11 protein-coding genes are annotated in these 15,760 nt (G+C 70.4%); 3 read left to right on the top strand and 8 right to left on the bottom strand.

What is annotated here, in order from left to right:
* Nucleotides 1–305: 305 nt before the first annotated feature.
* The gene (locus ACWCPY_RS16165; RefSeq protein WP_451265520.1) at nt 306–956 is read left to right on the top strand and encodes a response regulator; all 651 of its coding nucleotides are present in this window, start codon (nt 306–308) and stop codon (nt 954–956) included.
* Between the two features lie 98 nt (nt 957–1,054).
* On the opposite strand, the gene ACWCPY_RS16160 is transcribed toward ACWCPY_RS16165, so the two are convergent.
* Nucleotides 1,055–2,734: a sensor histidine kinase gene (locus ACWCPY_RS16160; RefSeq protein ID WP_451265335.1), complete on the bottom strand. Its 1,680-nt coding sequence runs from the start codon at nt 2,732–2,734 to the stop codon at nt 1,055–1,057.
* 452 nt (nt 2,735–3,186) lie between these two features.
* On the opposite strand from ACWCPY_RS16160, the gene ctaD reads away from it, so the two are divergent.
* Together ctaD and ACWCPY_RS16150 are read left to right on the top strand one after the other, a co-directional pair.
* A complete protein-coding gene (ctaD, locus tag ACWCPY_RS16155) occupies nt 3,187–4,908 on the top strand; it encodes an aa3-type cytochrome oxidase subunit I (protein WP_451265518.1) in 1,722 nt (573 codons plus the stop codon).
* 78 nt (nt 4,909–4,986) lie between these two features.
* The gene (locus tag ACWCPY_RS16150) at nt 4,987–5,349 is read left to right on the top strand and encodes a hypothetical protein (protein WP_451265333.1); all 363 of its coding nucleotides are present in this window, start codon (nt 4,987–4,989) and stop codon (nt 5,347–5,349) included.
* Between the two features lie 144 nt (nt 5,350–5,493).
* Here the strand turns inward: ACWCPY_RS16150 and ACWCPY_RS16145 are convergent, their stop codons facing one another.
* The 7 genes from ACWCPY_RS16145 to ACWCPY_RS16115 all read right to left on the bottom strand — a co-directional run bounded on the left by ACWCPY_RS16145 (nt 5,494) and on the right by ACWCPY_RS16115 (nt 15,717).
* The gene (locus ACWCPY_RS16145) at nt 5,494–6,765 is read right to left on the bottom strand and encodes a nickel/cobalt transporter (protein ID WP_451265331.1); all 1,272 of its coding nucleotides are present in this window, start codon (nt 6,763–6,765) and stop codon (nt 5,494–5,496) included.
* Between the two features lie 14 nt (nt 6,766–6,779).
* A complete protein-coding gene (locus tag ACWCPY_RS16140) occupies nt 6,780–10,139 on the bottom strand; it encodes an outer membrane protein assembly factor BamB family protein (RefSeq protein WP_451265329.1) in 3,360 nt (1,119 codons plus the stop codon).
* 272 nt (nt 10,140–10,411) lie between these two features.
* The gene (locus ACWCPY_RS16135; RefSeq protein ID WP_451265327.1) at nt 10,412–11,269 is read right to left on the bottom strand and encodes an ABC transporter ATP-binding protein; all 858 of its coding nucleotides are present in this window, start codon (nt 11,267–11,269) and stop codon (nt 10,412–10,414) included.
* Nucleotides 11,266–12,270, bottom strand: coding sequence for an ABC transporter ATP-binding protein (locus ACWCPY_RS16130; RefSeq protein WP_451265325.1), 1,005 nt, complete (start codon nt 12,268–12,270; stop codon nt 11,266–11,268). The genes ACWCPY_RS16135 and ACWCPY_RS16130 overlap by 4 nt, the downstream gene beginning before the upstream one ends.
* On the bottom strand, nt 12,270–13,133 hold the full coding sequence (locus ACWCPY_RS16125) for an ABC transporter permease (RefSeq protein ID WP_451265323.1): 864 nt from the start codon (nt 13,131–13,133) through the stop codon (nt 12,270–12,272). Before ACWCPY_RS16125 ends, ACWCPY_RS16130 begins: the two co-directional genes overlap by 1 nt.
* Complete coding sequence (locus tag ACWCPY_RS16120) at nt 13,130–14,098, bottom strand: ABC transporter permease (protein ID WP_451265321.1); 969 nt, start codon at nt 14,096–14,098, stop codon at nt 13,130–13,132. Before ACWCPY_RS16120 ends, ACWCPY_RS16125 begins: the two co-directional genes overlap by 4 nt.
* Complete coding sequence (locus ACWCPY_RS16115) at nt 14,095–15,717, bottom strand: ABC transporter substrate-binding protein (RefSeq protein ID WP_451265319.1); 1,623 nt, start codon at nt 15,715–15,717, stop codon at nt 14,095–14,097. The genes ACWCPY_RS16120 and ACWCPY_RS16115 overlap by 4 nt, the downstream gene beginning before the upstream one ends.
* Between the last annotated feature and the right edge of the window lie 43 nt (nt 15,718–15,760).

The following is a 15,760-nucleotide window of genomic DNA, read 5'->3' as shown; positions in this document are numbered from 1 at the left end:
CAGCACAGTGGGGTGGCCGGGAAGGGAGATGTCCGTGGCGCCCGGACGATCTTGGCGGCGTCAGTATGGCACCGCGCCCCACCCGCTGACCGGCCCCTGGCCACAGGGCCTTTCGGCCCTGTTCACGCGCTGTTTTCCATGCTGTCGCCCCCCGGCGGGGACTGTCCCGCGGACGGGCACATACTGTTTCCGGCCCTCTCCCCGAACCGATCGAGCATGTGGTGAATGAGTTCGCGAACACCCCACCGAGCACGACTCCGCCGAGCGCGGATCCGCCCCGGCCCGCGGCCCCCGTACGTGTCTTCATCCTCGACGACCACGAGGTCGTCCGGCGCGGCGTACGCGATCTGCTGGAGGCCGAGGACGACATCGAGGTCGTCGGCGAGGCTTCCGACGCCCGGGAGGCGCTGGCCCGGGTACCGGCCAGCAGACCGCAGGTCGCCGTGCTGGACGTACGCCTCGGCGACGACCGGGGCGGTGATCACGCCGGCATCGAGGTGTGCCGGGAGCTGCGCGCGCTGATGCCCGAACTCGCCTGCCTGATGCTGACGTCGTTCGACGACGACGAGGCGCTGTTCGACGCCATCATGGCGGGCGCGGCGGGGTATGTGCTCAAGCAGATCAACGGAGCCGACCTGATCACCGCCGTACGCAGGGTCGCTTCGGGCACCTCGATGCTCGATCCGCGGACGACCGCCCGCGTGATGGAGCGGCTGCGGGGCACCGAGCGGCCGCCCGCCGAGACGTCGGCGGGATCGGAACTGGACGGACTCACGCCCAGGGAGCGGCAGATCCTCGATCTCATCGGTGAGGGTCTCACCAACCGCGAGATCGCGGAACGCCTCTTCCTGGCCGAGAAGACCGTCAAGAACCGCATCTCCTCGATCCTCGCCAAACTGGGCGTGGGCCGCCGGATCCAGGCGGCGATGCTCGTCGGCCGGGTCAAGGACCGCTAGTGCCTCCCGTCCGGATCACGCCGGGCGTGATCCGGACGGGAGACCCCTGGGGCTCAGGCTCCGGGGGCTGACGGGTGCTCAGGCCCCGGCCTCGTCCGTCAGTCGTGGAGCGGTGCGCTCCAGATGATCCGGGTGCCGCCGTCCGCCGGCCGTTCGACGGCCAGGGTCCCGCCGCACAGTTCCGCCCGCGTACGCATGTTGGCCAGCCCTCCGGGACGCTCGGCCGCGGCTCCTGTCCCGGGCGCGGTCGTGACGCCGTCCCGGACACCGATTCCGATGCCGTTGTCGGTGACGGTCAGGGTCACCGTGTCGTCGGCCGACAGCACGATGCCGATACGTGTGGCACGGGCATGGCGGGAGGCGTTGGACACCGCCTCGGCGGCGACCGCCACCACGTGTTCGGCCAGCTCGTCCGGGACCGTGGTGTCCACCGGTCCGTCGATCCGCAGGGAGGGCCGGAAGCCGAGGGCGTGGGCCGCCGTGCGGGCGGTCTCCGCCATCCGGTGCCGCAGCCCGCCGCGGCCCGGACCGTCCGCCGTCCGCAGATCGAAGATGGTGGACCGGATGATCCGGATCGTGGTGTCCAGATCGTCCACCGCCCGGCTGACCCGCTCGGCCGCGTCCGGCCGGTCCGCGATGGCGCGCGTGGTGCTCTGCAGGGTCATCCCGGTCGCGAAGAGACGCTGGATCGCCAGATCGTGCAGATCGCGGGCGATCCGGTCCCGGTCGTGCATGACGGCGAGTTCCTCGGACTCGGCCCGTCTGCGGGCCAGTTCCAGGGCGATGGCCGCCTGGTCGGCGAAGCCCGAGACGAGCGCGACCTCGGTGTCGTCGAACGGCGGCCGGTCCACCGGCCGCCCCAGGCGCAGGGCGCCCCTGGTCTCCGCGTCGACCCGCAGAGGCACCGTCACCACCGGCCCCAGACCGTCCTCGGCGCCGTCTCCGAACGGGTGGGCCCGGGGATCGGTACGCACATCGGCGCAGTGCACCGGGGTCCCGGTACGGGCGGCGAGCCCGGCCAGTGAACCCTGCGCGGGTACGGACAGCCCCGTGACGCGTTCGGAGTCCCTGCCGTGGGCGACGGCAACGGTCAGACGCGCCTCGGCCCCGGAGGCATCCGAAGCCCCGGAGCGGGGCGCGGGGGGTGTCGGCAGCAGGATCGCGGCCCGGTCGGCCCCCGCCACCTCCATCGCCCGCTCGGCGATCAGGTGCAGCACCTCGTCGGCGTCCGTCCCCGAGAGCAGGGTGCGGGTGATCTCGCCCAGCGCCTCCAGCCGCCGCTCCCGGCGACGGCTCTCGTCGTACATGCGGGCGTTGTCGATGGCGACCCCGGCCGCGATCGACAGGGTGGTCAGCACCGCCTCGTCGTCGGCGTCGAAGCTCACCCCGCCCCGCTTCTCGGTGAGGTAGAGGTTGCCGAACACCTCGTCGCGCACCCGCACCGGTACCCCGAGGAAGGTGCGCATCGGGGGATGGTGGGGCGGAAATCCGAAGCTGCGCGGATGGCTGCTGAGATCGGTGAGCCGCAGCGGTTCCGGATGCCGGATCAGTTCACCGAGGATGCCGCGCCCGCACGGCGTCTGGCCGATCACGGCGGCGAGCTGCTCCGATATGCCGACCGGCAGGAACTCCAGCAGCTTCTCCCCGTCCCCGACGATGCCCAGCGCCCCGTACTCCGCGTCGGTCAGGGTCACCGCGGCCTCCACGATCCCACGGAGCACCTCGGGCAGTTCCAGGCCCCGCCCCAGGCTCATCACGGCATCCAGCAGACCTCGCATCCTGTCCGGCCGGCTGGGCTGGGGCCAGGCCGCCGGGCCGGCACAGGGGGAGTCGGGCAAGGCCCTGGGTGCTGTCTCTGTCATCGGGCGCCGCTCTCAGGATCCGTGTGCCGTATGCCGGGAAATCGCTCACCGGATCACCGCAGGGCTGGGACCGGTCCACGGACGGTCAGCCTACGGCAGCCGCAGGGCGGGTCCGGCCGTTCGCCCTCGGCCCGGTGAGGCCGATCGGCTCCCCGACACCCCGGCGAGTAGGGCCGGTCGGCCCGGCGCGACGTACCCCGTCGGTCCCTGGAGGGCTTCGAGGCGGGCGGCCAGCATGGTGCGGCCGGGAAGGTCCGGTCCCGTCCCCCCGTGATTCGCCGGACCTTTCCGACCGCTCCCCGCCGCCCGTGCGGCCGGGGAGCGCTCGAAGAACCGCAAGAGCTGGAGGACACGGTCCGGTGGACGCAATGGAAACGCAGGGCAATCGAGCCGCCCCCGCACAGGGGCCCAAGCCCCCCGGCCCCCAAGCCGCCACCGCCGACACGCCCCCCACCGGGAAGGGCCGTCCGTCCCGCGGACGGATCGTCGTCTCGTGGCTCACCACGACCGACCACAAGCAGATCGGCACGCTCTATCTCGTCACCGCGTTCGTCTTCTTCATCATCGGCGGTGCGATGGCTCTCGTGATGCGCGCGGAACTCGCCCGTCCCGGGACACAGATCATTTCCAACGAGCAGTTCAACCAGGCATTCACCATGCACGGTTCGGTGATGCTGCTGCTGTTCGCGATGCCGCTGTTCACCGGATTCGCCAACTGGCTCATGCCGCTCCAGATAGGCGCGCCCGATGTGGCGTTCCCGCGGCTGAACATGCTGGCGTACTGGCTGTTCCTCTTCGGCTCACTGATCGCCGCCGCGGGGTTCCTCACTCCTCAGGGCGCCGCCGACTTCGGGTGGTTCGCCTACGCCCCGCTGTCAGACGCCACGCATTCACCGGGAATCGGCGCCGATATGTGGATCATGGGCGTGGCGCTCTCCGGCTTCGGTTCCATTCTCGGAGCGGTCAACTTCATCACCACCATCATCTGCATGCGTGCCCCGGGAATGACCATGTTCCGGATGTCGATCTTCACCTGGAACGTGCTGCTGACCGCCGTGCTCATCCTCCTGGTCTTCCCGGTGCTGGCCGCGGCGCTCTTCGCGCTGGAGATGGACCGTAAATTCGGCTCGCACATCTTCGATCCCGCCAACGGGGGCGCGCTGCTGTGGCAGCACCTCTTCTGGTTCTTCGGTCATCCCGAGGTCTACGTACTGGCCCTGCCGTTCTTCGGAATCGTCTCCGAGATCGTCCCGGTCTTCTCCCGGAAGCCGATGTTCGGCTACATCGGTCTCGTCGCCGCCACGATCGCCATCGCCGGTCTTTCCGTCACCGTCTGGGCGCACCACATGTATGTGACCGGTGGTGTGCTGCTGCCCTTCTTCTCCTTCATGACCTTCCTGATCGCCGTACCGACCGGGGTGAAGTTCTTCAACTGGATCGGCACGATGTGGAAGGGATCGCTCTCCTTCGAGACACCGATGCTGTGGACCACCGGATTCCTGATCACCTTCGTCTTCGGTGGAATCACCGGTGTCATCCTGGCCTCACCGCCACTCGACTTCCATGTCTCCGACTCGTACTTCGTCGTCGCGCATTTCCACTACACGCTCTTCGGTACGGTCGTGTACGCGATGTTCGCCGGATTCCATTTCTGGTGGCCGAAGTTCACCGGCAAGATGCTCGACGAGCGCCTCGGCAAGATCACTTTCTGGGTGCTGACGGTCGGTTTCCACCTCACGTTCCTCGTCCAGCACTGGCTCGGAGCCGAGGGAATGCCGCGCCGGTACGCGGACTATCTCGCCGCCGACGGTTTCACCGCTCTCAACACCCTCTCCACCATCGGATCGTTCCTGCTGGGGCTGTCCTTCCTGCCCTTCTTCTACAACGTCTGGAAGACCAGCCAGTACGGCAGGAAGGTCACCGTCGACGATCCCTGGGGATACGGCCGCTCCCTGGAATGGGCCACGTCCTGCCCTCCGCCCCGGCACAACTTCACCTCCCTGCCCCGTATCCGCAGCGAGTCGCCGGCCCTGGATCTGCACCACCCGGAGATCGCCGCGCTCGAACTCGAACCCGCCGTACCGCACTGACCCTCCCGGCCCCGCCCCGCAACCCCCGTCCCCGCAACCCCCGCCCCCGCAAGCCCCGCCCTCAGGAGAGTGCTGCCGATGTCCCACGGTGTTCTGGCGGCCGGTGTCGTCGTGCTCCTCGCAGCCGGCAATGTCTGGTACCTGCCCGCCTATGTCGACCTGCGGGCGGGCCAGGACCGGCCGCGCTCCCGGCGGCCGGCCGCGGCCGCCGTGCTGACCGGGTGGGGAGCGGCGGCCCTCACGATGTTTCTGCTGCTCATGCCGATCACTCCGGTCCTGGCCGCGCTGCCGGCGGTCGCCGGCACCACCACCGTGGTGTGCCTGGCCGTCCAGGCGCGGCTGCGACGGGGGCAGGAGCAGCGTGAGGAGGAAGCGCGCTGGTCCACGCTCTTTCCGGTACGGACCTCCGGCCGGGCCGGGAGTACCGGGGACGAGCGGTGAGCGGTTCGGACCGGGACCGGGACCACGGAGCGCCGGAGGACGAAGCCGGATGTGGAGGATCTCCGTCCGCCGGTACCGCTCCATCGGCCGGTTCCGTCGGCCGGGCTCCGCCCGTGGGTCGGTCGCCGGTCCCTGCGAACCCCTTTACGGCGCCAGAAGCCGTACCGCCGCGAGCGCCGAGGCCACCGTGCCTCCGGCCACCACCGCCGAAGCGGCGAACAGCGGAATCCTCGGGGCCCAGATGCGCAGCAGCGAAGAACGGGAGACACGGTCCAGCAGCGCGTCACGGCCGCGCAGCACGATCAGTCCGACACCCGTCAGGGTGAGGGCCATACCCGCGCCGAAGGAGGCCACCATCGCGAGGGCGAAACCGACCTTGTCCGTGAGCAGCCCGGTGAGCAGGACCAGGAAGGCAGAGGGCGAGGGCAACAGGCCGCCGGACGCCCCGAGAAGGGCCAGACCGCGCCAGGTGAGCAGCGAGGGGGCGTCGGGGATCTCGTGGCTGTGCCCGTGGCCGTGCCCACTCGCATCGTGGCCATCGGGCGACTGACCGTGCCCGTGCTCCTGCCCGTGCTCGTGACGGTGGCCGCGGTGACGCAGATTCCGCCGCAGCAGGCCCGCACCCACCCCTGCCACCACCAGCGCGGCGGCCAGTTGCAGCCATTCCGTCAGCGCCTTCATGTCCGGCGCACTCTTCGCCGCCAGCCACCAGCCGATCGCGAGGACGGTGACCGAGAGCGTGTGCATCACGGCGACGACGCCCCCGAGCCACACCGCGTCCCGCGGTCTGCCCCGGCCGCCCACCAGGTATCCGGCGGCCAGCGACTTGCCGTGCCCGGGAGCACAGGCATGCAGCGCGCCCACGGCCGTCGCCACGAGCAGCGCCGTCCAAAGGGCCACCCTGCGGTCCAGAAGCGAGCTCAGATCAGTGGTCCAACTCCCGTCAGAAGAGTTCGAGTCGGCTCGTGCATCAGATTTCAGCGCGAGTGTGCGCGTCGGCTCCTTCGCCGTGTGCAGTCCTCCGCTGCCCGCATCGGTCACCGACAGCGTTCGGTAGGCGGCATCGGTGTCCGTCAGCGCGGTGACCGTCAGTGTGATCCGGTCCACCGGATGCGGGCAGGAGAAGTGGAGCGTCATGCCGTCCACCCGGTCCACCGGGCAGGAGCTGCCATCCTGGCGTACGACGATGTGTGCGCGCAGATAGCCCGTCACATCGCCGCCTGAGCTCCTGCGCAGGACGGCGACGTCGTCCTGCTGCGCGGACCAGGTCGCGTTCACGGCGGAGGGGCCCGCCGCCTCGACCCTGACGACGGGGGGTGTGCCGAAGGGGTGCGCCTGGGCCGTCCCCGCGCTGCCGAACAGCAGCGCGGGGACGGCGGCCGGCAGGAGCAGCACCCCGGTGCGGAGTGATCGCACGGTGGTGCTTCCTCTCAGTTCCGGCGCGCGGCCAGCGCGTGGACCGTGCCGTCGTCCGTGAGGACGAATACCCGGTCACCGCTGACGGAGAGGGCCGAGGCGACGCCTGCGCCGAGGTTGTACGCGGCGAGCTGCCGGCCGGTGGCACGGTCCAGGACGAGAAGACGCCCGTCCCACGTCCCCACGTACACCAGCGCCCCGGTCACCAGCGGATGCGTCGTCGGCGAACCGTCCCCGGCCGAACATCCCATGGCGACACGCCATTTGTCGTCCAGCGGACTCTTCCCGGGCAGATAGCCGGACTTGGTCTCCCACACCGGCTTCGAGGGATCGGCCGCGCTCGTGTCGTAGGCGCGTACGACACCGTCCCGTCCCGCCACGTAGGCCATGCCGCCCCGGACGGCAGGGCTGGTGAGCGGGGCGCGGCCCGGCTCGCAGGTGCTGGAGCCACCCAGCCCGGACTCCCAGGTCACCGCACCCGTCGCCGGGTCGTGCCCGCGGACGCCGGAGGCGGTGAAGGTGACCAGCTGGGCCGGGCCCGACGCGGGATCGGTGAGCACGGGCGACGAGTGGCTGTCGATGTCGCCCGCGGTGTCCTTGGCCCACAGCTGCCTGCAGCTCGTCAGGTCCATGGCGATGACCGTGTTGCTCGACGAGGAGTGCAGATAGGCGGTGTCGGAACCGGGCTCGCGCACCGCCGTGCTGTGGGACTGCCCCCAGGAGGCGGCGGCACCGAAGCCGCCGGGCAGAGGGGTGCCGGTCTTCGCGTCACGGCAGCGGACGGTGTCCCAGTCCTGGTAGACGGCCACCGTGCGGTCCTGTCCGGTGAGTGCGAAGACACTGACCGGTCCGCCCGCACGGCCGTAGCGGCGCACCGTGTCGCCGTGGTGCTCCTCACGGTCGATCGACTCCCAGGCAACATGACCGTCCCGGACGTCCAGCGCATAGATCCGTCCGACCCCGGTCGTCAGATACACCCGTCCCTCGTGGAGCGTGGGCGCCGATTCGGCGTCGCCGTCCAGATAGGTACGCCAGATCTCCCGCCCGGACCCGATGTCGTAGGCCAGCATCATGCTGTACGGGGAGTCGAACGCGCGGGACGAGACGATCACCTTGCCGTCCGCGACCACCGAGCCGTTCAGGTTGAACTGCTCGCCGGTGTGCCGGACCCACTTCAGATCCAGTGCGGGGCCCGGCTCGTCGGCGGCCGAGGACCGCCCGGCCTCGTCGCCGCCCTGCCGGAGCCAGTTCTGCCCGGCCCTCGGCTCGGAGAGCTCGGACTGCCGTACGACGTCGAAGGTGCTCCCGAGTGCGGGGAGCGCGGGAAACGCCTTGCCCCGGGTGTCGTACACGATCGTCCTGGCGGAGTACGTGCCGGGCCGCAGCCCGTGCAGTGTGCTGCTCGCCCGGGTCCACGCCCCGCGTGCGTCGGGGCACGGTTCGGGCCTGCCGCCCGGTGGGGTGTAGCAGTTCTCGATGCCGGGCCTGCCGGGTTCCCGGCCGAAGCGCAGGCCGGTCCGCTTCACGACGTGCCCGCGGCTGTCCCGTACGGTCAGCGAGGCCCTGGCCGGGGTGCGGCCGTCGTCCTCGGCGTACACCTCGACGGGGACTCCGTCTGCCGAGCCGTGCACGCTGCGCGGTGCGGGGCTGACCAGCGCGCTGTCGTCGTCGATGTCGAACTGCCGGTGGACGCCGGTGACATGGCCGGTGTCCTCGTTGCGTCGGGTGTGCGGATCGTCCGTGATTCCGCTGAAGTCCAGCACCTTGTAATCGGGGTGGGCGCCGTCGATTCCGTAGGTGCCCTGGTTGTTGATCTCCACGGACCGTTCGAAGGCACCACGGCGGAACTCGGCCTGCTGGTTGTGGCCCGCCGCGACCAGCCGGACGTCGTACTCGGCCAGCTCGTCGATCGTCGGCTGCATGCCCGCGCCGGGGCCCCACTGGGTGAACAGCGAGCGATGCGCGAAGACGAGCACCTGCTTGCCGACCGCGTGCCGGGCCAGGTCCCTGCGCAGCCACTCCAGCTGCGGCTTCAGTCCGCTTGCGTCGTAGTTGTCCTCCAGGACGACGATGTGGCGGCCGTTGCGGTCGAAGCTGTACCACTCCGGGGCCATGTTGCGGCGGTAGTACTCCAGACTGCCGGCGTAGCCCTGGGAGGTGGCCGTGCCGCCGAAGTCGTGGTTGCCCATGACCGGGTAGAAGGGGTGGCCGAGCCGCCCCTGTTCCAGGCCCTTGCTGAAGATGTCGTACGCGGCCTGGCGGCGCGGCTCGGCGGCGTAGTCCGTGACGGTGAGGTCGCCGGTCGCGATCTGCATCGTCGCACCGTCGACCTCGGACATCGCCTGGACCTGCCCCGTCCACTGGGGCAGCGCCGTGCGCGCCTGGGCGTCGCTGACGTTGCTGACCTCGGGGTCGGAGTTCATGACCCAGGTCTCGGTCGGGTCGGAGGCATGGCGGTCCGGTACGAGCGCGAAGTCGACGCCCCTGCCTCCGGTCTCGGGGACCTTGTGGAAGAACTGCGGGATGTAGTCCTTGCGCAGGACAGGCGTATAGCCGTCGGGCGAGACGATGCTGACGATGTCGCTCTCGCGCCGGCTCGGATCGATGGCGAGGGAGTACGAGCCGTCGGCGCCGGTCGTGGTCCACACGGCGCCGTCGGTGACATCGACGCCGGACATGGCACGGTCCCCCTTGTCTTGCCTGCCGTTGCCGTCGGCGTCCTTGAAGACGGTGCCCTCGACGATGACGGTGGACGGTGCCGCGTCGTCGGCGAAAGCCGCCTGCGGAGCGAGGCAGGACAGAGCGATGGCGCCCGTGGTGGCGAGCTGGAACCGGCGGCGTGTCCGCGACGACCGCAGCAGGGCCGGCAGTCGCAGCGCGGCGAGTACCAGCGCGAGAACGGCCGCCGCGAGTACGACGGTGAGCCACGGGAAGCCGGGCAGGGCGTGCGCGCCTTCGGCGTCGACCAGTGGTGTGGCAGCGGTGGCGTCGACCGCAGTGCCGTCGAACTCGACGACGACCTGGGTCAGTCCGCCCTTGTCGATGAGCGGGCTCAGATCGAGCGCGTCGACGTGGCAGCTCCACGCCAACTCGATCACGACCCCGCCGGGCACCCCGCCGTTGTCGCCCGGAACGCCGGAGCCGGTGGCCGGGCAGTCGACCGCGAGCAACCGGGTCGCCCATGCTCCGGCCTGCTCCGGGGACACGAGGCCGCGGTGGACGACGAGACGGCCGCTGGTGACATTGTTCCCGGTGGCGACGACGAGTTCCGCATGCTGGCGCGAGACATGCGCCAGGGCCGGCTGGGTGCCGACTCCCAGTGCGAGGAACAGCAGCGCCAGACAGAGCCCGGCCGCTGTGCGTATACGTTTCATATAAGCGGACGCTAACCAACGGTCGCGGCTTCTCGATCAAGATCGAACAGTTTTCATCAAGCCGCCCATGAGAGTTCAGTTTGCGACCCCGGCCGTCGGGTCCGGCGCGGAACCGGATCGGCTCAGTCCTCGAACGCCTGGCGCCCGCGACAAGCACGCCACCGCGCACCGCGAGGCCACGGGGCACCCCCTCATCCGCTCCTGCGAACCCGGCGAGACCTGGGGGTGCCACGAGGACCAGGTGACGTCCGACGTCGACGGCGTCGGGCCCGTCAGTCCGTGCCTCCCGCCGCCGGCGGAACGAGTTCCCTGCGCCGTCGGCTGATGGAGTCGGGGTCCCAGTCCGGCCGGGGAACGGATGCCAGCAGCAGCTGTGTGTACGGGTGTCCGGGGTCGGAGAGCAGCTCCGCGACGGGGCGGTGTTCCACGGTGCGGCCCCGGTACAGGACGAGCGCCTCGTCGCACACGTACCGCACGACGGCCAGGTCGTGGCTGACGAAGACCAGGCCGATGCCGGTGTCGCGGCGGATGTCCGACAGGAGGTTGAGCACCTGGGCCTGGACCGAGACGTCGAGCGCGGACACCGCCTCGTCCAGTACGAGCACCGCGGGTTCGACCGCCAGCGCGCGTGCGATGGCGGCGCGTTGACGCTGACCGCCGGAGAGTCTGCGCGGCAGGGCCGCCGCCTCCCGCTCTCCGAGGCCCACCTGGGCGAGGAGTTCCCGCATCCTGGCGGCCCGGGTGGCGGGGTCGGCGAGACCGTGCAGGCGCAGCGCTCCGTCGATGGTGGCGCCGATGGTGATCCGTGCGTCCAGTGAGAGGTACGGGTCCTGGAAGACGATCTGCACCGCCTTGGCACGGGCGAGCCGGGCCGCCCTGCCGCGTACGGTCGGGGCCAGTGGTTCACCCTGGACGAGGATCTGGCCGGCGTCGGGGCGTTCGAGGCCGATCAGCATCCGGGCCGTGGTCGTCTTGCCGGAGCCCGACTCCCCCACGATGCCGAGGGCGCCGCCGGCCCGCAGTGAGAACGACAGGCCGTCGACGGCGACGACCTCCGTCTGTCCCGTCCGGTAGGTCTTGCGCAGCCCGCTGACCCGGAGCAGTGTGCGGGCGCTGTTCTCGTCGGTCAACTGCCCTCCCTTGTAGCGGTGTTGTCCATGGAGGTGAGTGACTCCTCCGCGAGGTGGCAGGCGACCAGCGCCTCGCCGTGCCGCTCCAGCCGCGGCGCTGTCCGGTCGCAGACTCCGGGCCGGGCAAAGCGGCAGCGCGCCGCGAAGGAGCAGCCGGGTGCCGAGTCGAGCAGTCCCATGGGGGAACCCGGGATCGGGGTGAGCCGGGCGGGCGGTCCGTCCGGGGCCTGGAGGGGCGGCGACGAGCCGAGCAGGCCCGCGGTGTAGGGGTGGCGGGGTGTTTCGAAGAGCTGTGCGGTGGGAGCGGTCTCGACGATCCGGCCGGCGTACATCACGTAGATGCGGTCGCAGACCGCGGCCGCGAGTTCGATGTCGTGCGTGATGAGGAGCATGCCCAGGTCGCGTTCGCGCTGCAGCCGCCCGAGGACGGCCATGATCTCGGCCTGGGTGGAGACGTCGAGCGCGGTGGTGGGTTCGTCGCAGAGCAGCAGCCTGGGCCCGGCGGTGAGCGCTCCGGCGATCATGACGCGTTGCAGCATGCCGCCGGAGAGCTCGTACGGGTACTGGCGCAGATGCCGCTCCGGGTCCGGGAGTCCGACCGCGGCGAGCAGTTCGGCGGCGCGGGCGTTGGCGCGGCCCTTGTCCCAGCCGTTGTTGACGCGCAGCGACTCGGTGAGGAAGTCGCCGATGCGGCGGACCGGGTTGATGCCTGCCCGGGGGTCCTGGAAGATCATCGAGGCCGTGCCGGTACGGATCGACCGTAGGGCTGCCGGGCCGGCGCCCACCACCTCCGTTCCGTCGACGCGCACGTGGCCGTCGATGTCGGCCCCGGTGGGGAACAGCCCGAGGGCCGACCGTGCGGTGACCGACTTCCCGGAACCGGATTCGCCCACCAGCGCGACGATTTCACCCGCCGACACGGTCAGGTCGATGCCGTCGAGTACCGGCCGTGCCATGCCGGGCAGGGCGATGCCCAGGTTCTCGTACTCCAGCAGCGCCATCAGGTCTTCCTCCCTGCGAGCCGGTCGCCGACGTTCTCCCCGACGATGTTGAAGGCGACGACGACCACCACGACGGCGAGGGCGGGCACGACCGCGGACAGCGGCTGGCCGCGCAGGACGGCGGCCTGGGACTGGTTGATCATGGCTCCCCAGTCCGGTGTCGGCGCCTGCACGCCCAGGCCCAGGAAGGACAGGGCGGCGAGGTCGAGCAGCGCGTAGCCGAAGTTGACGGTGGACTGGGCGAGCACGGTCGGGCCGATGTTCGGCAGCAGCCTGCGGACGGTGACGTACAGGGCGGAGTGCCCCTGCACACGGTAGGCCGCGATGTACGGCCTGGCCTGCTCCTGCATCGCGAGGCCGCGCACCAGGCGTGCGGTGTACGGCATGTAGGCCACGGACATGGCGATCACCGGCGCCGTCATCCCCTTGCCGAAGACCGCCACCGCGAGAATCGCGACGAGCAGCGCCGGGAAGGCGAAGACGACATCGAGCAGCCGCCCGATCACGGTGTCGGCCCAGCCGCCCCGCCACGCGGAGAACAGGCCGATGGCGATGCCGGCGACGGTCGAGACCAGTACCACCAGCAGGGGTCCGACCAGACTCGTACGGCTTCCTTCGACGAGGGCCGAGAAGGTGTCGTGCCCGCCCTGGTCGGTGCCCAGCCAGTGGTCGGCGCTCGGGCCGACGAGCCCCGTGCCCAGCTCTCCGTACGTCGGGTCCTGCGGTGACAGCCACGGTGCGAACACTGCGACCAGCACGAACAGGACGAGAAGGCCCAGGCACAGGTTCTCCAGCCGGCTACCCCCCATGGAGCGCAGCTTGGCGACCGGTCTGCGGGTCAGCCCCGCCATCGGAGCGCTCATCGTGCACTCCCCGCTGCCGCCACCCGCGGATCGATCAGCGGATGCACCAGGTCCACCAGGAAGTTGACCACGACGAACGCGGCAACCACGAGCAGCACGATCGCCTGCACCACCTGGAAGTCCATCTGGTTGACCGAGGTCACCAGCAGGGATCCCACGCCCGACATGCCGAACGCGGTCTCCACGATCGAGGTGCTCACCAGCATTCCGGAGATGAGGAGCGCGGAGACGGTGACGATCGGGCCGAGGGCGTTGCGCAGTACGTGCCGCCGGATCACGGTCCACCGCGGGGTGCCGCGGCTGACCGCGACCTCGACGTGCTCACGGCCCAGTTCCTCCAGCATCGACGAGCGGGTCACCCGGGTGACCATCGCCATGAACGTGACGGACAGGGCGATCGCCGGCAGTACGACGTGGTGCAGCCGGTCGAGAACGCCGGTGCCGTTGCCGATGGTCGGGAACCAGCCCAGCTTTACGCCGAACAGTGACCGCAGCAGCAGCGCGGCGACGAAGGCGGGGGCCGCGGCCCCCACCGTCACCAGCAGCATCAGCATCGAGTCGGTGCGTGTGCCGCGGCGCAGCGCGCCGACGATGCCGGCCGCGACACCGACCACCGCGATCAGCAGGGCGGAGGCGGCGATCAGCAGCAGGGTGGCCGGCAGCCGCGACCAGATGACCGAGCTGACGTCCTGGTGGAAGACGTAGGAGCGGCCGAAGTCGCCGTGCAGTACGCCGCCCAGCCAGTCCCAGTACCGGACGAAGAACGGCTCGTCGAAGCCGTATCTGTGGCGGATCTGGGCGAGTTCGTCGGGGCCGGCGCTGCGCCCGCGCACGAGGAAGCTCGCCGGGTCGCCGGGCGCCAGGTAGAGCGAGGAGAACACCAGGAAGGAGGTGGCCAGCAAGGTCGCCGCCATCCCGGCCAGGCGGCTCAGGACCCCGAGCGCCCGGGCGGTCGTACGGCTCACTTCTTGGCCCCGATCTCGGCAGCCCACGGGTAGTAGAGGTAGGCGACCGACGGCTGGACGCCGGTGATCCGGTTGCCGAGGAAGACGCTCGTGGGCTGCGTGTACAGGGGCAGCCAGGGCAGTTCCCGCAGGGCGATCTTCTGCGCCTTCGCGCCCGCCGCGGCCCGCGCGGCCGGGTCGTAGGTGCCTGCGGCGTCCTCGACCGCCTGGTCGAACTCCTTGTTCGACCAGCCGCCGTAGTTGGTGAACATGCCGGTCTCCAGGGAGCCGTACACATCCAGCGGGTCGGTGATCGACGTGTACCAGAAGGTCAGGAAGAGGTCGATTCCCTTGCGGGCGGCGGCGTCGGTGAAGAGCGTCGAGTACTTCTCCGGCGACAGCGTCTCGATCTCGGGGTCGAGGCCGATGGCCTTGGCGGCCTGCTCGACGGCCTGCGCGACGATCGTGGTCTGCGAGTCGAGGGGGCTGGTCGCGATGACGATCCGCTCCCCCTTCACCCCGGCCTTCTCCGCGATCTCCTTGGCCTTCGCCGGGTCGTACGGGTAGTGCGGCACGTCCTCGATGATGGCCTTGCGGTCCGCAGGGGGCGCCTGGTCCCACATGTTGTCGGTGACGAGGGAGTCGGCGACCTCGCCCATCCCGCCGGCGCCGGCCTTGACGATGCCCTTGCGGTCGATGGCCATGAGCAGGGCCTTGCGCACCTCGGTGTCACCGAGCGGGCCCTTGAGGTTGCCGACGATCTCCTCGGCGACGGTGCTGTTGACGCCGTAGTAGAGCTTGCCGGCCGTGGACGAGCCGAGCTGGTCGTAGGCGTCGGCCGGGACCATCCAGCCACCGTCCACCTCACCGCTCTGGAAGGCGTTGACGCGGGTCGTCGCGTCGCTCAGGAACACGAACTTGACCTGGCCCGCCTTGGGCTTCAGCTCGGTGTTCCAGTAGCCGTCGAACTTCTTCAGGGTGAGCGACTGGCCCGACGCCCAGGACCCGAACGAGAACGGGCCCGTGCAGTTCACCCCGCCCTTGGGACTGCCGTAGTCCTTGCCCGCCTTGGCGAGCGTCGCGGCCGACTCGACGGTTCCCGAGCTGGTGGCCATCTCCTGGTTGAAGACCGCGTCCGGCTTCGTCAGCTTGACGGTGACTTCCAGCGGCCCGGTCATGTCGATCGACTTCACGTTGCGGAACGTGTTCTCCCATGCGCTGCCCACGGCGGGGTCCATGTGGCGGCGCAGGGAGGCGACGACGTCCTTCGCGGTGAGGACCGTCCCGTCGTGGAAGCGCACGCCGGGACGGATCTTGTAGACCCACGTGGTGGGAGTCGGATTGGTGAACGAGGACGCCAGGTTCGGCGACGTCGTCAGGTCCGGGTTCCAGCGCAGCAGGCTCTCGCAGACGTTGGCGAGGATCTGGTTCGGCGGGTAGTCGTAGGCGTAGGCGTAGTCGAGCGAGGAGGGCTCGGCGTAGATGGACCAGGTGAAGGAGTCGATGTCGCCCGCGGCGGCGGGCGTCTGCTCGGTCAGTTCGTACGACGTGCCGGCGTCGGCGTCCTTGTCCGGGTTCGCCGTGCCGCTGCACGCACTGGTGATGAGAACGGCGCTCGCCGCGAGGAGGGGCCCCGCCACGCGGCGCACCGCCCGCATCCGTGTCGGCCGTCTGGATCCTGCA

The organism is Streptomyces sp. NPDC002403, assembly GCF_053593015.1.
This window is presented reverse-complemented; position numbering and strand designations above follow the sequence as displayed.